At 69.1% G+C, this 18,583-nt stretch carries 19 protein-coding genes and 1 tRNA gene; 10 read left to right on the forward strand and 10 right to left on the reverse strand.

The features are described 5' to 3' along the window. Nucleotides 1-16 precede the first annotated feature (16 nt). Entirely contained in the window at nt 17-625 is a 609-nt protein-coding gene (locus ACIBQX_RS34860; protein ID WP_397012140.1) for a TetR/AcrR family transcriptional regulator, read from the reverse strand. Between the two features lie 79 nt (nt 626-704). Here ACIBQX_RS34860 and ACIBQX_RS34865 point away from each other — a divergent pair, with 79 nt between their 5' ends. From ACIBQX_RS34865 to ACIBQX_RS34900, 8 genes are all read left to right on the forward strand, one after another. After that, complete coding sequence (locus ACIBQX_RS34865) at nt 705-1,514, forward strand: SDR family oxidoreductase (RefSeq protein WP_397012142.1); 810 nt, start codon at nt 705-707, stop codon at nt 1,512-1,514. Continuing rightward, the gene (locus ACIBQX_RS34870; RefSeq protein ID WP_397012144.1) at nt 1,511-2,983 is read left to right on the forward strand and encodes an MFS transporter; all 1,473 of its coding nucleotides are present in this window, start codon (nt 1,511-1,513) and stop codon (nt 2,981-2,983) included. The genes ACIBQX_RS34865 and ACIBQX_RS34870 overlap by 4 nt, the downstream gene beginning before the upstream one ends. Nucleotides 2,984-3,161: 178 nt before the next feature. Further along, on the forward strand, nt 3,162-5,789 hold the full coding sequence (locus ACIBQX_RS34875) for a DUF6493 family protein (protein ID WP_397012146.1): 2,628 nt from the start codon (nt 3,162-3,164) through the stop codon (nt 5,787-5,789). A 119-nt stretch (nt 5,790-5,908) separates the two neighbouring features. Further along, the gene (locus ACIBQX_RS34880) at nt 5,909-6,832 is read left to right on the forward strand and encodes an ABC transporter ATP-binding protein (RefSeq protein ID WP_397012148.1); all 924 of its coding nucleotides are present in this window, start codon (nt 5,909-5,911) and stop codon (nt 6,830-6,832) included. A gap of 13 nt (nt 6,833-6,845) precedes the next feature. Further along, nucleotides 6,846-7,550: an ABC transporter permease gene (locus ACIBQX_RS34885; protein ID WP_397012150.1), complete on the forward strand. Its 705-nt coding sequence runs from the start codon at nt 6,846-6,848 to the stop codon at nt 7,548-7,550. 13 nt (nt 7,551-7,563) lie between these two features. After that, nucleotides 7,564-8,760: a sensor histidine kinase gene (locus tag ACIBQX_RS34890; RefSeq protein WP_397012152.1), complete on the forward strand. Its 1,197-nt coding sequence runs from the start codon at nt 7,564-7,566 to the stop codon at nt 8,758-8,760. Then, a complete protein-coding gene (locus ACIBQX_RS34895) occupies nt 8,753-9,394 on the forward strand; it encodes a response regulator (protein ID WP_397012154.1) in 642 nt (213 codons plus the stop codon). The genes ACIBQX_RS34890 and ACIBQX_RS34895 overlap by 8 nt, the downstream gene beginning before the upstream one ends. 474 nt (nt 9,395-9,868) lie before the next feature. Beyond that, complete coding sequence (locus ACIBQX_RS34900; protein ID WP_397012156.1) at nt 9,869-10,696, forward strand: ankyrin repeat domain-containing protein; 828 nt, start codon at nt 9,869-9,871, stop codon at nt 10,694-10,696. Between the two features lie 864 nt (nt 10,697-11,560). Here the strand turns inward: ACIBQX_RS34900 and ACIBQX_RS34905 are convergent. Both ACIBQX_RS34905 and ACIBQX_RS34910 read right to left on the reverse strand, forming a co-directional pair. Next, nucleotides 11,561-11,914, reverse strand: coding sequence for a hypothetical protein (locus ACIBQX_RS34905; RefSeq protein WP_397012157.1), 354 nt, complete (start codon nt 11,912-11,914; stop codon nt 11,561-11,563). Nucleotides 11,915-12,507: 593 nt separating this feature from the next. Next, nucleotides 12,508-12,957: a 2'-5' RNA ligase family protein gene (locus ACIBQX_RS34910; RefSeq protein ID WP_397012246.1), complete on the reverse strand. Its 450-nt coding sequence runs from the start codon at nt 12,955-12,957 to the stop codon at nt 12,508-12,510. A 66-nt stretch (nt 12,958-13,023) separates the two neighbouring features. On the opposite strand from ACIBQX_RS34910, the gene ACIBQX_RS34915 reads away from it, so the two are divergent. Continuing rightward, nucleotides 13,024-13,308 (forward strand): tyrosine-type recombinase/integrase, encoded by a 285-nt coding sequence (locus tag ACIBQX_RS34915; RefSeq protein ID WP_397012248.1) that lies wholly within the window; start codon nt 13,024-13,026, stop codon nt 13,306-13,308. An 84-nt stretch (nt 13,309-13,392) separates the two neighbouring features. Here the strand turns inward: ACIBQX_RS34915 and ACIBQX_RS34920 are convergent. The 7 genes from ACIBQX_RS34920 to galU all read right to left on the reverse strand — a co-directional run bounded on the left by ACIBQX_RS34920 (nt 13,393) and on the right by galU (nt 17,965). Then, nucleotides 13,393-13,466, reverse strand: a tRNA-Ala gene (locus tag ACIBQX_RS34920). A gap of 47 nt (nt 13,467-13,513) precedes the next feature. Next, nucleotides 13,514-14,098, reverse strand: a complete 585-nt coding sequence (locus ACIBQX_RS34925) for a hypothetical protein (RefSeq protein ID WP_397012159.1) — start codon at nt 14,096-14,098, stop codon at nt 13,514-13,516. 124 nt (nt 14,099-14,222) lie between these two features. Then, nucleotides 14,223-14,876, reverse strand: a complete 654-nt coding sequence (locus ACIBQX_RS34930) for a GNAT family N-acetyltransferase (protein ID WP_397012250.1) — start codon at nt 14,874-14,876, stop codon at nt 14,223-14,225. A 72-nt stretch (nt 14,877-14,948) separates the two neighbouring features. Beyond that, nucleotides 14,949-15,425 (reverse strand): molybdenum cofactor biosynthesis protein B, encoded by a 477-nt coding sequence (locus ACIBQX_RS34935; RefSeq protein ID WP_397012161.1) that lies wholly within the window; start codon nt 15,423-15,425, stop codon nt 14,949-14,951. After that, nucleotides 15,422-15,892, reverse strand: a complete 471-nt coding sequence (gene moaC / locus ACIBQX_RS34940; protein WP_397012163.1) for a cyclic pyranopterin monophosphate synthase MoaC — start codon at nt 15,890-15,892, stop codon at nt 15,422-15,424. The genes ACIBQX_RS34935 and moaC overlap by 4 nt, the downstream gene beginning before the upstream one ends. Continuing rightward, nucleotides 15,889-17,076, reverse strand: coding sequence for a gephyrin-like molybdotransferase Glp (gene glp / locus ACIBQX_RS34945; RefSeq protein WP_397012165.1), 1,188 nt, complete (start codon nt 17,074-17,076; stop codon nt 15,889-15,891). Before glp ends, moaC begins: the two co-directional genes overlap by 4 nt. After that, the gene (gene galU / locus ACIBQX_RS34950; protein WP_397012167.1) at nt 17,063-17,965 is read right to left on the reverse strand and encodes a UTP--glucose-1-phosphate uridylyltransferase GalU; all 903 of its coding nucleotides are present in this window, start codon (nt 17,963-17,965) and stop codon (nt 17,063-17,065) included. Before galU ends, glp begins: the two co-directional genes overlap by 14 nt. 24 nt (nt 17,966-17,989) lie before the next feature. On the opposite strand from galU, the gene ACIBQX_RS34955 reads away from it, so the two are divergent. Beyond that, a complete protein-coding gene (locus tag ACIBQX_RS34955; RefSeq protein ID WP_397012169.1) occupies nt 17,990-18,559 on the forward strand; it encodes a 5-formyltetrahydrofolate cyclo-ligase in 570 nt (189 codons plus the stop codon). Nucleotides 18,560-18,583 lie beyond the last annotated feature (24 nt).

The raw sequence follows: 18,583 nt of genomic DNA on the forward strand, positions 1-18,583 counted from the left end.
CGGCCGAAGGCTCCTCTCACTGCTTGTCGGCGGGCCAGGCTGCCAGCGCGGTATCGGCGACCGCTTCCAGCTCGGCGCGGGTCGCGCCGTCGCATGCCTGCTGGGACATGCCCTGCAGGACGGTGGCGAAGAACCGGCCCAACGCCGCAGCCTGGGTGTCGGCGGCAAGCCGCCCGGCGTCGATGTCGGCCTGGATCTTGGCCTGGACGTCCCGGACCGTCTGGTTGCGGTGGCCACGCAACCGCTCGGCGATGCCGGCGGTCTTGGCGCTGACGTTGGTCGCGGCGGTGATCACCAGGCAGCCGGGCGGATGAGAAGGATCGGTGTACTCGGCGGCGGCCTCGTACAACATCCGGGCGACCGCCTGACGGGCGGTGGATTCCTTGGCGAGCGCGCGGTTGGAGAAGTCGCCGTAAGTGCGTCCGTAGGTCTGCACGACCTCCTCGAACAGCGACTCCTTGTCACCGAAGGCCGCGTACAGGCTGGGGGCGCCGATGCCGGTGACCTGGGTGAGCTTGGGGAAGGAGGTCATCTCGTAGCCGTGCTCCCAGAACTGACGCAAGATCACCTGCAGCACGGCCTGCCGGTCGAACTCGCGGGGGCGTCCTCGTCGGTGGGTGGCCATGCCCCCCATTCTATGACGGCCTTTACAGAATCTGCTACGGTCCTTTTCTGTAAAGACCTTTAGAGAAACGGAGGCGGCCATGACCGCACACCCCACAACCCCTGAGCCCAACGCGTCCTCCACGCCCGAAGGCCCTGGATCCACCGGGCTGGCCGGCAAGACGGCGCTGGTGACCGGGGCCACCCGGGGCATCGGCCGGGCGATCGCGCAGCGGCTCGGTCGCGACGGCGCCAACGTGGTGGTCAACTACCGGGCGGCCCGGCAGGGGGCCGCCGACCAGGCGGACCAGATTGTCGACGAGATCGCCCGCACGGGTGGCCGCGCGGTCGCGGCTCCGGGCGACGTGGGCCGGGCCGCCGATGTGGCGGGCCTGTTCGACACGGCCGAGCGCGAGTACGGAGGCGTCGACATCCTGGTCAACAACGCCGCGATGTTCGCGGGGGCGCCGATCGAGTATCTGCCCGAGGAGGTGTTCGACGCCCTGGTCACCACCAACCTCAAGAGCGTCTACCTCACCGGGCAGCAGGCGGCCTCCCGGCTGCGCGAGCAAGGCCGCGTCATCAACGTCTCCGCCGGCATTCCCAACGGCGCGGTGGCCTTCATGGGCGCGTACGGTGCCACCAAGGCCGGCGTGGAGATGCTGACCCGGTCACTGGCACACCAGCTCGGCCCACGGAAGATCACCGTCAACGCCATCGCTCCCGGCCCCACCGACACCGAGATGCTCGCCGAGGAAGCGCGTGCGATGGTCGAGCAGATCATCGGCTCCACCCCGCTGGGCCGCCTGGGCCTGCCGACCGACCTGGCCGATGTGGTCGCCCTGCTGGCCTCCGACGACGCCCGCTGGATCACCGGCCAGGTCATCGGCGTCAACGGCGGCTTCGAGTGAGCCTGCGAACGGGCGGCCAATCCGCGGGCCGGGGGCGGAAACGGGGAGCTGAGGCGGAGACCCCGGCACAGGCTCGGGCGGGAAGGAGCCCCTGGACGACGTTCTCGGTCCTGGCGCTGATCGAGTTCATGACCGTGCTCGACACCTCGGTCGTCAACGTCGCCCTGCCGTCGATCCAGCACGACCTGGGATTCTCCACCGGCGGACTGGCCTGGGTGGTCGACGGCTACCTGCTCGGGCTGGCCGGTTTCCTCCTGCTGGCCGGCCGGGCCGCCGACCTGGTGGGCCGACGCCGGCTGTTCATCACCGGAACGGTGCTGTTCACGGTGGCGTCGCTGGGCTGCGCGATGGCCGTCGCCGACTGGCAACTGATCATCGCGCGGCTGGTCCAGGGACTGGGCAGTGCCCTGGTGATTCCCTCGGCGCTGGCCCTGATCACCGACCTGTTCCCCGAAGGCCCCCACCGCGCCCGGGCGTTCGGCATCTTCACCGGCATGGGCGGCGTCGCCGCGGCGGCCGGGGTGCTGCTCGGCGGCCTGCTGACCTCGGTCGGCTGGCCGTGGATATTCCTGGTCAACGTCCCTGTCGGCGTGGCCGTGGTCGCCGTCGGGCTGCGTACGCTCCCGGCTACCCGGCCCCAGGCGAGCGGGGGCCTGGATCTGATCGGCGCCCTCACCGGCACCGCCGGTGTCACTGCGCTGACCTACGCCGTCACCCAAGGCCCCGTCCAAGGCTGGACCTCGACCCCGATGCTGGTCGTCCTGCCCCTGGCGGTGATACTGCTGGCCGCCTTCGGCATCCGCCAGCGCACCGCCCGCGCGCCCCTGCTGCCCACCGCGCTGCTGCGCCGGCGGGATCTGGTCCTGGGCAACGCCATCATCGCCCTGGTGGGAGCGGTGATGATCGGCACGTTCTTCCTGATCACCCTGTACCTGCAGCGGGTACGCGGCTACACCCCCCTGATGACCGGGGTGATCTACCTGCCGATCCCGCTGGCGATGCTGGCGGGCACCCAGCTTGCCCCCAGACTCCTCCGCCGGGGGCCCCGCAACGCGCTGCTGATCGGCCTGGCGATCCAGGCTGCCGGGCTGGCCTGGTGGGCCACCGCGGTCGGCCCGGACGACCAGCTGGTCACCGAGTTCCTCGCTCCTACCGCGCTGTGGTCGCTCGGCGCCGGCATCGCCCTCGTCAGCGCCTTCGCGGCCTGCACCGCAGGGGTCACCGGCGCGATCGCCGGAGCAGCCTCCGGCATGGCCACGACCAACCAGTACGTAGGCGGCGCCATCGGCCTGGCAGCGCTGGTCGCCATCGCCACCACCGGCCAGACTGCCGCACAGGTCTCCGGCTACTCCCCGGCACTGGCCACCGCTGCAGGTACCGCCCTCGTCGCCGCCCTCCTGACCCGACTCATCCGCCCCCCCGATGACACACCCACGAGAATGACGAGCGGATCTCCGCCGGCGGCCTGACATCTGCCTCATCCCCCGGCGATCCGTGGCGGGAGCCCGGCTGATCACCATGATCAGCCGGGATCACGTCATTTTTCGTCCAGCCGCCCCGGGATTCCGGTCGTAGAGCACCGTCGGATTGTCGGAGCCGGTGGTTAGGGTCCGGGACCATGATCGATTCTTTGTGTGAGGTGCCCGGATGAACCCGTGGCAGGAGGTCCTCGACCGCATCGAAGCGCGTGACGACGAGGATCTGGCGGCCTTCCTGGACGGGCTGAACGACCTGGGCCGCAAAGCGGTCGCTGGACAGCTTCCCGCGCATCTGGCTGAGGAGCTCCGGGGCGGGTTCGAGGCCCGATGGGAGGTCGAGGCGCTGGCGTCCGGGTACCGGCTGGCGGGGGCGGCCTGCCTGCCGGGAGCCGAGCAGGTGGCGACCTGGCTGAACCGCAGGGAGCTGCGCGAGCCGCGCGCCCCCGAGCAGGACGCCGCCCACATCGTGTCCCTGCTGCGGCACCGTCCCCTGGAGTGGCGGCGTGACCTGGCCGCCCGGCTGGCGGGCCGGCTGAGGCCGCCGACCGGCAGGGCGTCGCGGCGCAGCGACGGCATGCCGGGCTGGGAGCTGGCCGCCGCACTGGTGTCCGAGACGGGCGCTGTGCCGCCGGACGGCGACGCGTTCGTCGCCGGATGGGTCTGGCGGCAGGTCTGGCGGCGACGCGTCCGCGGCAACCGACTCGACGGCGATCCGCTGCTCGACGCCCTGCTGCCACGCCTGTTCGAGGCGCAGGGCGTGGCCGCTCCCCTGGCCCTGGAGCTGCGCTGGGACCTGGGGAGGAGCACTATCGGCGAGCTGGCCGAACTGGCGGCCACAGGCCGGGTGCCGCTCGCGACGCTCCTCGGCGGCTGCGTCAGGCGGTTCATGGGCGGCGGCCCGGATGAGGAGATCACCCCGTTCGTACGCTTGTGGCGGCTGCTACGGCCCGCACCGGCGGACATCCCGGTCCTGGACTTCGTGCGCCTGATGCCGTCGGCCGCCCCGCCGCTGGCGCAGCTCGCGGTGGACGAGCTGCAGCGGGCCGAGGCCGCGGACCTGCTGGACGACGAGCTGTTCGCCGAGGTCATGGGGTCGCTGGTTTATCGGCCGGAAAAGGGCCTCCTGCGGGCCGCCGTACAGTGGCTGGCGCGCACACCCGCGTCAAGGAGCGGCGGCGCGGTGCCCGCGCTGGCCGCCGTGTTCGATGCGGACACCCCTGCCCTGCGCGAACGCGCGGTACGGCTCGCGGTCAAGCTGGCCCCCTACGCGGACTCCGCCGGCCGCGAGTCGATCCGTGAGGCCGCGACCAGGCTGCCCAGCGCCCTGCGCGAACGCGTCGCCGCTGCCTATGGCCCGATCGACGAGATGGAGCCGGAGCGGCCGGTCGCCGCCGTGCTGCGCGTGCCGCCGCTGCCCGGGCTCGCGCCGCCGTTCACCTCACCGGCCGAGCTGGTCACGGAGCTGCGGGCGCTGGGCTGGATCGATGAACCGCTGCGCTGCGAACGCGTCCTGGCCGGGCTGGTCGAGCTGACCCATGGCGATCGTGACGCGATGACGGCGGCGTTATGGCAGTGGTGGGAGGAGACCCGATCACTGCCGGGCGACCCGGACAGGCAGGTGTTCGATCGCAACGCCTACGACCGCGACACCCGTACCTTGCTGGCCCGCTGCGCCCTGGCGATCGTGGCGCCCGAGCAAAGCCGGCGCGTGAGCGCGTCGCTGGCCGAGACGCGTACGTACCACGGCTCTGAGGACTGGCCACCCCAGCGTCTGCTCCGGCACCGCCTGGAGGAGGTGATCGCGCTCTTCGAGCGCGGCGAGACGATCCCCGCGCTGCTCGCCACGCCGACCGCTCCCACCGGCCAGGTGGACGCCGCGACCCTGGTGGAGCGCATGGAACGGCTGGCGAGCACCGAGCCGCTGCCCACCGACTTCAAGCAGGCGCTGCTGCGGCTGCCCCGGAGCACCGATCCCGGCCTGCTCGTACGAGCGGAGAAACTGCCCTCACAGGCGGGCCGCACACTGGCCGCCTGGCTGCGCGACGGCGGTCAGCCCGATCCCGACGTGGACTGGACGGTGCAGAACGGGCAGGCGTACTACCTGTCCGACCGCCGGCTGCTGCCCAAGGTCGTGCCGCCCGAGGGCTTGCCGGACTGGCTGGAGGAGCTGTGGGTCCTCGACTCCCCTTACCTCTACCTCTCCTACCGGAACGACGTCCTGTGGTGGCCGGTGATGATGCCGTCGCACAGCGAGATCGTGGCCGCCTGGCTCATCCGCTCCGGGCCTGGCCTGTCCAGCTCGAACGACCCCAGGATGAAGACCCTGGCAGCCCTGGTCCACGGCGACGGCCCGGTGGGTGCGGCCACGGCGTCCGTGCTCGTCAGCGGGCTGGGCCACCGGCGGGACGAGCAGCGGGCGGCGGCGGCCGACGCGGCGCTCACGCTGGCCGCGCGCGGGCGGTTCCCGGCCGCCGCGTTCGGGGCGGCCCTCGTCAAGCTGATCCGGCTCGAATTCGTCGTACTCAAGCGGATCGCCGCAGCGCTCGGCCACCTGACGGACGCCGGCGCGCACGCCGAGGTGTGGCAGATGCTCACCGTGGCCCTGCCCCACCTGATGCCCCCCGATGGCGAACGACCGCGCACCGGGCTGGGCGAACTGCTGAGCGTCGCCGCACGGGCGGCCACGCTTGCGGACGCGAGAGGGGAGATCGACGGGCTGGCGGAAATGACCGCACGCAAGGGGTCGAGCCTCGTGCTGCACGAGGCCCGGCACCTGTACGAGGTGCTGTCGAGGTAGCATCCTTCCGGCCTCGCAGCGCATCAACCGAACGGCTGATTTTGGCGTCAGCCGCATCCATGTCCGATCGTGGCCGCTCAGTCGATTCGCCTGCTGACCAGGTGAAAGATGCTTGAGGCATGGCAGTCATCGAAGTCACCGACCTCACCAAGAGGTACGCGGATCTGACAGTTCTGGACGGAGTGTCGTTCTCCGTGGAGGACGGCGAGATCTTCGGCATCCTGGGCCCCAACGGCACCGGCAAGACCACGACCGTGGAGTGTGTGGAAGGGCTGCGGCGGCCGGACGCCGGGCGGATCCGGGTGCTCGGGCTCGACCCGGTCAAGGACGGCCGGGCGCTGCGCGAGCAGATCGGGGTACAGCTCCAGCACACGCAACTGCCGGAGAACCTCAAGGTCTGGGAAGCGCTGGACCTGTACGCCTCCTTCTACGCCAAGCCTCGTGACTGGCGTGAGCTGCTGGAGCAGTGGGGGCTGGCTGATAAGCGAAATGCCCGCTTCGGCAAGCTGTCGGGCGGTCAGAAGCAGCGGCTGTTCATCGCGCTGGCGCTGGTCGGCAATCCCCGGGTGGCGTTCCTCGATGAGCTGACCACGGGACTCGACCCGCAGGCCCGCCGGACGACCTGGGAGCTGATCAAGCAGGTCCGGGCGAGCGGCGTGACCGTGGTGCTGGTGAGCCACTTCATGGACGAGGTGGAGGAGTTGTGCGACCGGGTCGCCGTCTTCGACAGAGGCTCCGTCATCGCGCTCGACAGCCCGGCCGGGCTGATCGAGGGGATCGATGCCGAGCACCACATGCGGTTCACGGTGATGACGGAGAACGGCGCCGACCCGGCCGGCCTGTTCGACGACGTACCCGGCGTCTCCGGCGTGAGCAGGACGGGCAACCGGGTGGTGGTCACCGGCCGGGGAGATTTCGCCACCGCCGTGACCGCCCGGCTCGCCCGCCACCACGTGCTGGTCAGCGACCTGCGCATCGACAAGCGCACGCTCGACGACGCCTTCCTCGCACTCACCGGCCGCTCGTTCACCTCTGACAACTGACGGAGAACCCCTCATGACCGCTCTCGCCAAACTCACCTCCGTCGAAATCAAGCTGCTGGTCAGGGAGCCGGGGGCGATGTTCGCGCTCCTCATCCCGCTGTTCATCCTGGTGGTCTTCGGCAGCTCGATCGAGCCGGGAGACACAGTGCTCGTGCCGATGTCGCTGGCCATCGCCGTCGGGCTGGTGGGGCTCTACCTGATGCCCACTACCCTGGCGACCTATCGCGAAAGGGGCATCCTGCGCAGGCTTTCCACCACCCCGGTACGTCCCGGCAGCATGCTGGTGGTGCAGTTGATCCTGCAGCTCGTCCTCGTGGTGGCCGCCTGCGGGCTGCTCCTGACGGTCGCCGGCACCGTGCTGGGCGCCCGGCTGCCCGGCGCGGCACTGCCGGCCGTGGTGACCTTCCTGCTCGGCACGGCGGCGATGTTCGCGGTCGGCCTGCTCATCGCGGCCCTGGCCCCCAACGGGCGGGCCGCCAACGGGATCGGCGTCCTGCTGTACTTCCCGATGGCCTTCCTCGCCGGCCTGATGCAGCCCGTGGACCAGATGCCCACTATCTTGGCGTCAATCGGCCGATACACCCCTTTGGGGGCATTCAGGCAAGCGCTGCAGGACGTCTGGGCGGGTAGTTCGCCCAGCCTCCTCCTGTGGGGGGTTCTGGCCGCGTACGCGGTGATCATGAGTGTCGCCGCCGCCAGACTTTTCCGATGGGAGTGAAAAGGTGACCTCGGTGAACGGGCATCTGGACCTGTGGGAGAGGCGTCTCGCGCGTCAGATGGCCGCCGCGCCGTACGTCCTGCTGGTCTTCTCCGCCGGGCTCGTCTGGGTCACCGGGGAGCAGGCGTGGAGTCACCGCTTCACCACGCTCGGCCTGACCCTGCTGGCCGCGGCCTGGATCTGGGTGATGTCGCGGGGCGACAGGAAGGGTCTCTACGTCGCCGGGCTGGTGATTCTCATCGCGGTGCTCAGCACGCGGGGGATGTGGTTCGCGAGCTTCTTCGGCTTCACCGGGTTCTTCCATTCGTCGCAGTACCTGCGGGGAAAGGCCAGACTCGCCGGGATCACCGCCACGGCGGCGATCAGCGTCACGGCCTACAACGGCGAGCCGCCCGAGCTCACCCCGTACGGGATCCTCACCTTTCTGTTCTTCACGGTCGCCATCGTGCTGGCGGTCAGCCTGTTCAGTTTCGTCGGCGAGATCACGGCCGAGCGCAGCGCCGAGCGGAGCCGGATGGTGATCCAGCTTGAGGAAGCGATGCGGGAGAACGCGGGCCTGCACGCCCAGTTGCTGGTCCAGGCGCGGGAGGCGGGCGTGCTCGACGAACGCCAGCGCATGGCGGCCGAGATCCACGACACCCTCGCCCAGGGGCTGACCGGCATCATCACCCAGCTCCAGGCGGCGGAGCAGGCCGAGGACTGGCGGCGCAACGTCGGCAACGCCGTCCGGCTGGCCCGCGAGAGCCTCGCCGAGGCCCGGCGCTCCGTCCACGCGGTCGGCCCCGGCCAGCTGGAGGCCGCGCCCCTGCCCGAGGCGCTGGAGGCCGTCGTCGCCCAATGGTCGGAGCTCAACGCGACCCGTGCTGATTTCACCACAACTGGTACGGTCCGTCCCATGCATCCGGAGGTCGAGGAGACGTTGCTCCGCACAGCTCAGGAAGCCCTGGCCAACGCCGCCAAGCACGCCAGCGCCCGCCGGGTCGGGCTGACCCTGTCGTACATGGACGACGTGGTCACCCTGGACGTGTGTGACGACGGCGCCGGATTCGACCCCGAACGCGTCACCGACGGCGGCGGCTTCGGCCTGACGTCGATGCGCAAGCGCGTGAGCCGCCTGGCCGGCACCCTGGAGATCGAGTCGGAGCCCGGAGGCGGCACCGCGATCTCCGCGAGCGTGCCCGCGATCGCGCGGGAGACCGTACATGGCTGAGACGCCCATCCGGTTGCTGATAGCCGACGATCACCCCATCGTGCGCGACGGCATCCGCGGCATGTTCGCCGGCGACCCGGACTTCGACGTGCTCGGCGAGGCCGCCGACGGCGCGCAGGCCGTCGAACTCGCGCGGGCGCTGAACCCCGACGTGATCCTCATGGACCTGCGCATGCCCGTCATGGACGGCGTCGCCGCCATCACGGAGCTCGCCAGGCTGGGCCTCCCCGCCCGGGTCCTGGTCCTCACCACGTACGACACCGACAAGGACGTCCTGCCCGCCATCGAGGCAGGCGCGACCGGCTACCTCCTGAAGGACACCGGGCGCGAAGATCTCGTACGGTCGGTCCGCACGGCGGCACGAGGTGAGGCCGTGCTCTCCCCATCGGTCGCCACCCGCCTCCTCGGCCAGGTACGCGCTCCCGCCGATTCGCTGAGCGCCCGCGAACTGGAGGTGCTCCGCCTCATCGCGCAGGGCTCCACCAACCGCGAGGCGGCCCGCAGCCTGTTCATCAGCGAGGCCACGGTCAAGAGCCACGTGCTGCACATCTACGCGAAACTCGGCGTGAACGACCGAGCGGCGGCCGTCGCCGTGGCCTTCCGGCGCGGCCTGCTCACCCTGGAGAACGACTGACCTGTTGCGCCGCTGCTCTTCGGCTCATGCTCCCAGCGTGGTCTGGGCAGCCGGTTGGTGGCGTGGCGCGGCAAAATCGTGAGCGGAGCGGGCCAGCCAGATCAGGACGCTCGAGACCACCCCGAGAGCCTCGACGGCGCTTCCCTCGTCCGGGAACGGCAATGCCGCCAATACCAGAAAGATCGGCACTACCAGGGCGGCGATACCATACGCGACGGTCGCCGTCCCCCAGCACCCCCGCGCCCCGCGTGTACGGCCGGTCACCGCCCAACACCCGCATGAACAACAGCACGACCGCCCACATCACCGCAGAGTCGATCACCGTCGCATACGCCCAGGCCCACGACGCGGTGACGTGGAGCAACCACGTCGTAGCCGTCGCGGCGTAGAGCGCCACGCGCAACCACAGGGTGTTCCGGTCCTGCTGAGGCAGCGGCCCCGCCAACGGCCCGCGCAGGATCTGCCAGATCCCCCATGCCCAGGACAGTCCGGCCAGAAGCAGCGTGCGTCCGCGGGCGCGTCAACGGCTACGGCCCGAAACTGTCGGCCCCGTGCATCATGTGGGAAGCCGTCTTCAACAACCGCCCCGACAACGCCCGCGCCCTGGTCGCCGCCGGAGCGGACCCGTGGCGGCCGATGATGAACGGCTGGTCCCCCGGACGGCTCAGCCAGGCCACTCCCACCCCTGGTCTGTTCACTCTTCCGGCCGGCGAGGCCGGCCTGTCTGCCGCCGAGACCGCCGCCGTGGCCGAGGCCAGGCATCTGATCACCGCGTTGGGCCGCTTTGAGGACGACGGCTTCAGCGTCGCCTGCGTGGCCGGCATCACCGCCGCCGAGGCGGCCCGGCGACTGGAGGCCATACCGGCCGATGACGACGACATCGAAGAGATCATGGATGATCCCTTCTCGGACCTCGATGGCAGCCTGGCCGTCATCGGCATGACGGACGTGCCCGGCGGATGCGTCGTTTTCCAGCCGTGGGGATACAACGCGTCCACCCCCGGCGTCATGGAGCGCTTGTCGGTCGGCACTGTCTGCTACGGAATGTTCGCCAACCCCAAGAGCGGCAACCAGGGAGCCGTCGCCCGCAACGGCGTCATCGAGGAATGGGACACCCACCCCGGCGGGGGCAGTGCCTCCACCGACGAACCCGCGGAAGACATCCTCACCGCCTACCTCTACCACGGCCAAGCCGTGGCCTACTGCTTCGCCGGTGCAAGCCTGCGACCGACCGACGCCCGGTCGATCACAGATCAACCTGACGTGTGGCTCACGCTGCCCGACAAGGACTGGTGGAGCTAATCAGCGGCATGACGAAAGGCCCGGCTCCATGTTCTGGAACCAGGCCTTCCCACCTGCTGGGGCGTTCACGAACAGGCTGGTCTGGGGCGCAAGAGGGTTGAGAAGATCGCTTCCCGCGTACGCAGCCCGGGCGTTGACCGTTCGGGGGTCAGCGAGTCGCGTCGGGCATGCGGACCGTGACGTAAGGATGCGGCCGCTCCAGCCACTCGCCGGTCAGCCGCGCCCCGGTGGTGCGGTCGGATGACCGCGAGGCAGGCGGCTCTCCAGTCGTAGTCGGCGCGGTCGTCGAGGTCGTCCTCGTCCTCGTGGAGGCCCTCGGAAAGGGCTCGGCGAAGAAGTCTGTCATCCCCTGCAGCTCGGGCCATCGGGCCAGGCCGGCATGGTGTTCCTGCCGCCTGGGGAAGAGTGCGTCGATCGCCAGGAGGTGCTCGCCTGATCTCGCTCCCCCGCCAGCGGCCTGACACCACACGGGCCTTCCCAGACACCCGCTCCACGGTCCCCAACCAGGACGAACCAAATTCGGAAACCCCTGAAACGACAAAATCCCGCCTGATCGCCATGATCAGACGGGATCCATCAACTTCAGTCCGGCCGTCTCAAGAACGGCCCTGGGTGGAGATGAGGGGATTCGAACCCCTGACCCCTTCGATGCGAAGCATTCGAGTTGATCGCTCCACCTTGCGTATTGCCAGGTCAATCCGCCTGTTCATGTGCATCGTAGTGTGCCGCCGGGTCACTCTGGGCACCCTCGGTGTCACTCACTTTGTCACTTGGCCGCTTACCGGCAGCGACTTCTGATCGCTTCGGTGTGAAGCATCCGAGGGGATCGATTGAGCACATGTGTTGCCTGGCCAGACAACCGCACTATTTCGTCACACGCATCACTTTATAGATGGCGAGGCGCGAATTGGACGAGCAATAGTACCGCGTTTTCCCGATAGCGAGCGCGTTCATAATCTTGGCGGCATTGTAGCACGCCTTACTAGAGGGGTAGTACTTCACGAAAGTATCTGCGCTGGCCGGGGCCGCGTTGACCGTCAGCGTCAAACAAGTCGCTGCTGCCAGCATGGCAATCGTAAAGAATCGCTTCACAAAACGCCTTCCCTTGAAGTTGATACTAGAGGCTAGTTCAACGATGGCCGAATAAATGTCGAGCGAACACCCGACAATCACCGGATAGCATCCTGGATGTCCTGCCAAGGTTGTGGATGCAACCATAGAGTGCGGCGGTATATTTCTGGTATGTCGTGGATACGTTTTCGACGGCTCACGAAGGATGCGCATGTTCCCGCCAGCATCACCCTTGGCCTGCCCGTCTGCCGTCGTCCCATCCGTAGGGGTAGCGGGCCAGCCGCGGGGCTGCCCCCGGTCGCCCGGCGCCCAGGGCCGTGATGGAGCGAAGGCGGCCCCGCGGCTGGTCTGCTAGGGCTTGCTCTGGGACGGCGGTAGGCGGGCAGGCTTCCACCGCAACCCGAAGCCACCTCAGCTGACGATCTCGGCCTGCCCGGAGCCGGAGCGCCCCCGCCGGAGGCAATGCGGTAAGGCCGGCGCCGTAATCACGTGTGCTTGCGCTGATGAGCTCGACCCCGTGACCCGAGCTCTGCTCTTCCCAGCTTTGCGGCCCTGTTCTCGTCCGCGCCTGCCGACCGGCGTTTTGCGGGACGGCACGGGAGCCTAAGTGGACGTGTCCGGCCCGCGCCGAGTCGGCGGCGCGTGCGGGCCCGGTCAGGGCCGCTTTAAGTTTGTAGAGAAAGTTCTCACAGGTTCAGTTTGTAGAGAAAGTTCTCACAGGTTCTACGGCCGTGCCGCCGTCATGCTGGGTTGTCGCCAATGGGGATGTGGATTGCCTTAGTCCACTCGTACATGCGGCGATCACGGTGGAACACCATGAGTGACACGTGTGAGATCGTGACCTCGATGGCGTCCGTGTCGGTCATGGTGAGTGCCTGCGCGATGCGGTCCGTTGGACTCTCCCCATTGACGTACGCGATGCTGACATGCGGACGGTATGGGCGTGAGTCAGGATCTATGGTCCGTGTCGTCGTGATGGCCCTGCGGCAAGCCGCCCGGAGATTCTGGATCGGCGTGGCAGGTACGGCCGGTAGGTAGATAGCTTCGGCACGATGACTGGCCGATGGAAGGTCACGACAGGAGGAGTTGTCCGCCGTAGCTCTGATCGAAGGGCGTCTTCGATCGCCTGTACTGCCCCATTGCCGATCTCGTCCGTGAATCCGATGCCCTGCATGGTGAGATGTAGCCAGGGGCGCGGGATCAGATCTAGAACTGGGAAGGTCCTCAACGTTTCCTGGTAACGATCAACAAGCCGCATCGGCACATCGCTTGATGCCCACAACGTACGGCGCGAGTTCCGCAACGCGATCAGAGGCATCAAGGGCATCTATGCCAACGCCTGGACACCTCGTGAGCTACGACACAGCTTCGTGTCGCTGCTCTCCGACGACGGCGGTCTGTCGATAGACGAGATCGCAAAGACGTGCGGACACGCCAGCACAGCTGTGACCGAGACCGTCTACCGGCATCAGATCCGGCCCGTGATCCAAACCGGCGCGTTGGCCATGGACCGTATCTTCGACGACCTCGGGGATGCCTAGCGGCTCGCCAGCATGTCACTCAGTTTGTCACTCAGAAGATCAAAAAGGCCACTTCCGATGATCGGAAGTGGCCTTTTACCTGGGTGGAGATGAGGGGATTCGAACCCCTGACCCCTTCGATGCGAACGAAGTGCGCTACCGGACTGCGCTACATCCCCAAGGACTCGACCAGGTTAGCAAACTTCCAGGGGTCCCCGCGCCACACTTACCCGTCGCCCACCGCTCGCCTGGGCGGTTCGGCGTATTGGTCGAAGAGGACGTCCCCCTGCCGGGCCGCGAATTCGATGATCTCCGCCTCCGCCTGCGCCGCCATCTCCGCCGCGCGCCGCTGTGCGCGCACGCGCCGCGCCCGCTCGCGCGCCTGTACGGCCCGCTGCCGCCGTTCGCGGTCCACCTGTACGGCGATCCGCAGGAACACCATGTAGCCGAGCATGATGCCGCAGGCCGGCGCGACGGCCCACCAGGGGATCACCCGCACGGCGGCCGTCACCACGGTGGCCACCACGAGCAGGCCGGTGAAGAAGAGCAGCCGGCGGCGGCGGGCGACGATGATGGCTCGCCGTCTGGCCCGGAACTGGCGGGGGTCGACGCGCTCGTACTCCGCCGGCGCGGTCTCGAACTCCTGCGTGCCGTCCGCCTCGGCGAGGTCGGGGAGCTGGTGCTCGCCGGTGTAGTGTTCCTCGAGTTCGGCCAGTTCGGCGAGGTTTGTCTTGTCCCTGCGCAGCCACATCGGGATCAGGACACACAGCCACATGACGACGATGGCGAGGTAGAGGAAGGCGCCGCTCATGGGCACCTCCGGGCAGCACGAAAGCGCCTCTGTGCTTCTGGCGCCTTCAATGTGCTCACGTCACGCACCGTAAGACCGTGTGTCACTAGTTGACGAGCATTCGATGCGGTGTGTCGCGAGATCGTCAAACCTCTTCTACTGGAGACCCGCCGTGAGCTGCTGCCTCACGAGCGCGACGCCACTGCACGAGCAGCCCGCCAGGAACGTCCTCAACGGTCAACGCGTAACAGATGTGGTCGCGCCAGGCTCCATCGATGTGGAGTTGACGACGCCGAATGCCTTCTTCCCTGAATCCGAGTTTCTCAACCACCCTACGGCTGGCCTGGTTCTCGGGTCGGATGTTCGCCTCCAGCCGGTGCAATCCCGTGGTGAAGAAACAATGGTCGACCGCCAGGGCGAGCGCGGTGGGGGTGATGCCCCGGCCCGCGAGCGCGCCGTCGATCCAGTAGCCGACCTGTGCGGAGCGGGCCGAGCCCCAGACCATCGCGCCGATGGTCAGCTGTCCCGCGAAGCGACCACCGTACGTGACCACCCAGGGCAGGGCGAGGCCCTGCCTGGCCTCGCGGCGCAGCGTGCCGACCATGGAGATGTACGGTCCGAGTCCGGTCTTGAACAAGGGCGTTTCGGGGTTGCTGGGCTCCCAGGGGCGTAGCCAGTCGGCGTTGCGCACCCGGGTGTCGCGCCATGCGCGCACATCCCCCAGCCGGAGCGGCCGGAGGCCGACCGGACCTTCGCTCAGCGTCGCAGGCCAGCCGCGTAGTCGATCCACATCTCTCATCATCCCCCTATCACGCCCGATGCCGCCACGGCTCGATTCCGGTCACTTCGTGCACTCGGGAATCAGTGGGGATCAACGGGGGTGGTCGCCGCCGCGGATCTGGTCGACGGCGTGCTGGAGGATCGGGGCGAGCACGGCGACGCCGTCGCGTACGCCGCCGCTGGATCCGGGCAGGTTGACGATCAGGGTGGCACCCGCCTGACCGGCGAGGCCGCGGGAGAGGATCGAGGCGGGGACCTTGTCGCGGTTGGCCGAGCGGATGGTCTCCGCGATGCCGGGAATTTCCCGGGTGATGACTCGGGCGGTCATCTCGGGCGTCAGGTCGGTGGGGGTCAGCCCGGTGCCGCCCGTGGTCACGATCACGTCGTAGCCTCCGGCGACCCCGTCGCGCAGCGCGCCTTCCACGGGCTCGCCGTCGGGCACCACGACGGGACCGTCGACCGTACAGCCCGCCTCGCCGAGCAGCGTCACCAGCAGTTGTCCGGATTTATCCTCGTAAATCCCGGCGGATGCCCGGTTCGACGCCGTGACCACCAGCGCCCGGATCATGGCCGCGTCCAGAGGCCGGTCTTGCCGCCGGTCTTCTCCTCGACCCGCACGTCGCTGATCACCGCGGCCGGGTCGACGGCCTTGACCATGTCGATCAGCGCCAGCGCCGCGACCGTGACGGCCGTCAGCGCCTCCATCTCCACACCCGTCCGGTCGGCGGTCTTGACCCGGCAGGTGATGCCCACGCCCCAGTCCTCGACGTCCAGCGTCACCTTCACCCCGTGCAGGGCGATGGGATGGCAGAGCGGGATGAGGTCAGGTGTCCGCTTCGCCCCCATGATGCCGGCGATCCGCGCCACTCCCAGGGCGTCGCCCTTGGGCACCTCGCCGGAGCGCAGCAGCTCGACGACCTCGCCGGTCAGCAGCACCCGCCCGGTGGCGGTGGCGGTGCGGGCGCTGACGTCCTTGGCCGACACGTCGACCATCCGCGCGGCCCCGGTCTCGTCCAGATGGGTGAACTCACTCACAGCCTGATCACCTGTACTTTCTCGCCGGCCGGCACGTCGGTGACGTCCTCGGGCACCACGATCAGGGCGTTCGCCGAGGCCAGGGCGGCGAGCTGGTGGGAGCCCTGCCCGCGCAGCGGCGTCACCTCGCCGCCGTCGTCGAGCTGCCCGCGCAGGAACGACCGCCTGCCCGCGGGCGAGCGCAACGCTCCGGCGACCCGGGCGGTGACCGTCTCGGCCTGCCTGGTGGGCAGCCCACGCATCCTGCCGAGCGCAGGCCGTACAAAGAGCATGAAAGAGACGAACGACGAGACCGGATTGCCGGGCAGCGCGAAGACCGGCACCTCGTCGTCGCCCACGACGCCGAAGCCCTGGGGCATGCCGGGCTGCATGGCGACCTTCTCGAAGCGTACGGTGCCGAGAGGCGCGAGGGCCTCCTTGACCGGCTCGTAGGCGCCCATGGAGACGCCGCCGCTGGTGATGACGGCGTCGGCCCTGAGGAGTTGGGCGTCGAGCTGCTCCAGGAAGGCGGCCGGGTCGTCGCCCACGGTCGGCGCGCGGAAGGCGTCGGCGCCCGCTTCGAGGGCGGCGGCGGTCAGCGTGAAGCTGTTGGAGTCCCAGATCTGCCCGTGGCCGAGCGGAAGACCGGGCTCGACCAGCTCGGCGCCGGTGGCGAGCACGACGACGCGCGGCCGGGGACGGGCCAGGACGCGGCGGCGGCCCACCCCGGCGATGATGCCGAGCTGGGCGGGCCGGATCACCGTGCCGGCCTCCAGCACGACCGCGCCGGACGGCACGTCCTCGCCCGCGTGCCGGATGGCGTTGCCGGCCTCGACCACGCGGTCGATCCGGACCGAGGCCGTGCCGCCGTCGGTCCACTCCACCGGCACCACCGCGTCAGCGCCCGCGGGCAGCGGGCCACCGGTCATGATCCGCATCGTGTGACCGGGGCCGATGGCACGCAGCTCGCCGGAGCCCGCGGCCACGTCGTCGATCACCGGAAGGGTGATCGGCACCTGCGTGATGTCGACGGACCGTACGGCATAGCCGTCCATGGCGGAGTTGTTGAACGGCGGCAGCGGCACCGGGGAGGTGATCTGCTCGGCCAGTGTCGCGCCGAGAGCCTGCTCCAGCTCCAGCTCAAGGGGCGCGAGCGGGCGCACCGTGGCCAGGATGTCGGCCAGGTGCGCGTCAACTGATTTCATCGAGGAACTCTCGCAACCAGGGCAGGAAGTCGGGCGCGAGGTCCGGCCGGTCCGCCGCGAACTTCACCACCGTGCGCAGATAGTCGAGCTTGTCACCGGTGTCGTAGCGACGGCCGCGGAACAGCACGCCGTGCACCTGCCCGCCCTCCGCCGCGCTCTGCCCGGCCAGCGTGCGCAGCGCGTCGGTGAGCTGGATCTCGCCGCCGCGGCCCGGCGGGGTGTTCTCCAGCACCTCGAACACCGCGGGGTCGATGACATAACGGCCGATGATCGCCCAGTTGGAGGGCGCCTCGTCCACCGGCGGCTTCTCCACCAGGTCGGTCACCCGCACCACGTCGTCCTCGCCGGTCGCCTCGATCGTGGCCACGCCGTACAGGGAGACCTGCTCCTTGGGGACCTCCATCAGGGCGATCACGCTGCCGCCGTACATGTTGCGCACCTCGATCATGCGCTGCAGGAGCGGGTCGCGCCGGTCGATGAGGTCGTCGCCGAGCAGGCACGCGAACGGATGGTCGCCGACGTGGTGCTTGGCGCAGAGGACCGCGTGGCCGAGCCCCTTGGGCTCGCCCTGCCGTACGTAGTGCAGGGTCGCCAGGGCGGCCGGCTCGCGGACCTGGGAGAGCCGGTGCTCGTCGCCCTTCGCCTCGAGCACTTCCTCCAGCTCGAACGCGCGGTCGAAGTGATCCTCGATCGACCGCTTGTTCTTGCCCGTCACCATCAGCAGGTCGAGCAGCCCGGCGGAGGCGGCCTCCTCGACGACATACTGGATGGCGGGCTTGTCGACGATGGGCAGCATCTCTTTGGGTGTCGCCTTGGTCGCCGGAAGGAACCGGGTGCCCAGACCCGCGGCGGGCACGACGGCTTTCGTCACAGGGTCGAAGTCAGCCATGAGTAGACCCTAGTGGAGGTACCTGTGGACAAGCTGAACCTGCGCCGTGAGCTGATTTCGGCGCGCGCCTCACTCACACCCCAGCAACTGCGCTCGAACGCCACCAATATCCGTGAAACGCTCCTCGACCAGCCCTGGGCGCAGATGGCCGGGCTCGTCGCCTGCTACTGGTCCATCGGCACCGAGCCGGAGACGCACGGGCTGGTGTTCGCCCTGTGGAAACACGGGGCCACCGTGATGCTGCCGGTCCTGCGGGAGGACAATGATCTCGACTGGGCGGTGTACGACGGTCCCGACACGCTCGCGCCCGGCCGGTTCGGCCTGATGGAGCCGGTGGACACACGGCGTGGGATCGACGCGATCCGCACGGCGGCGCTGGTGATCGTCCCCGCGCTGGCCGTGGACAGAGTGACCGGGGTACGCCTCGGCCGGGGCGGCGGCTCCTACGACCGCGCGCTGAGCCGGGTGGGGCCGAACGTGCCCACGGTCGCGCTGCTGCACGACGGCGAGCTCAGGGACGACGTGCCGGCCGAGCCGCATGACAGGCCGATCCGCTTTGCGGTCACACCATCGGGACTCATTAGTCTTAAGTGACCACACACACATAGAGGGGGCCAG

Origin of the sequence: Nonomuraea sp. NPDC049714 (genome assembly GCF_044465295.1) — a bacterium.
In the GTDB taxonomy this organism is placed as follows: Bacteria; Actinomycetota; Actinomycetes; order Streptosporangiales; family Streptosporangiaceae; genus Nonomuraea.

Excerpts from the sequence above, each read along its gene's own strand:
- ACIBQX_RS34860 (WP_397012140.1), bottom strand. The coding sequence starts at position 625 with ATGGCCACCCACCGACGAGGACGCCCCCGCGAGTTCGACCGGCAGGCC.
- ACIBQX_RS34865 (WP_397012142.1), top strand. The coding sequence starts at position 705 with ATGACCGCACACCCCACAACCCCTGAGCCCAACGCGTCCTCCACGCCC.
- ACIBQX_RS34875 (WP_397012146.1), top strand. The coding sequence starts at position 3,162 with ATGAACCCGTGGCAGGAGGTCCTCGACCGCATCGAAGCGCGTGACGAC.
- ACIBQX_RS34880 (WP_397012148.1), top strand. The coding sequence starts at position 5,909 with ATGGCAGTCATCGAAGTCACCGACCTCACCAAGAGGTACGCGGATCTG.
- ACIBQX_RS34885 (WP_397012150.1), top strand. The coding sequence starts at position 6,846 with ATGACCGCTCTCGCCAAACTCACCTCCGTCGAAATCAAGCTGCTGGTC.
- ACIBQX_RS34895 (WP_397012154.1), top strand. The coding sequence starts at position 8,753 with ATGGCTGAGACGCCCATCCGGTTGCTGATAGCCGACGATCACCCCATC.
- ACIBQX_RS34900 (WP_397012156.1), top strand. The coding sequence starts at position 9,869 with ATGCCCAGGACAGTCCGGCCAGAAGCAGCGTGCGTCCGCGGGCGCGTC.
- ACIBQX_RS34905 (WP_397012157.1), bottom strand. The coding sequence starts at position 11,914 with ATGGTTGCATCCACAACCTTGGCAGGACATCCAGGATGCTATCCGGTG.
- ACIBQX_RS34925 (WP_397012159.1), bottom strand. The coding sequence starts at position 14,098 with ATGAGCGGCGCCTTCCTCTACCTCGCCATCGTCGTCATGTGGCTGTGT.
- ACIBQX_RS34930 (WP_397012250.1), bottom strand. The coding sequence starts at position 14,876 with ATGAGAGATGTGGATCGACTACGCGGCTGGCCTGCGACGCTGAGCGAA.
- ACIBQX_RS34935 (WP_397012161.1), bottom strand. The coding sequence starts at position 15,425 with ATGATCCGGGCGCTGGTGGTCACGGCGTCGAACCGGGCATCCGCCGGG.
- glp (WP_397012165.1), bottom strand. The coding sequence starts at position 17,076 with ATGAAATCAGTTGACGCGCACCTGGCCGACATCCTGGCCACGGTGCGC.
- galU (WP_397012167.1), bottom strand. The coding sequence starts at position 17,965 with ATGGCTGACTTCGACCCTGTGACGAAAGCCGTCGTGCCCGCCGCGGGT.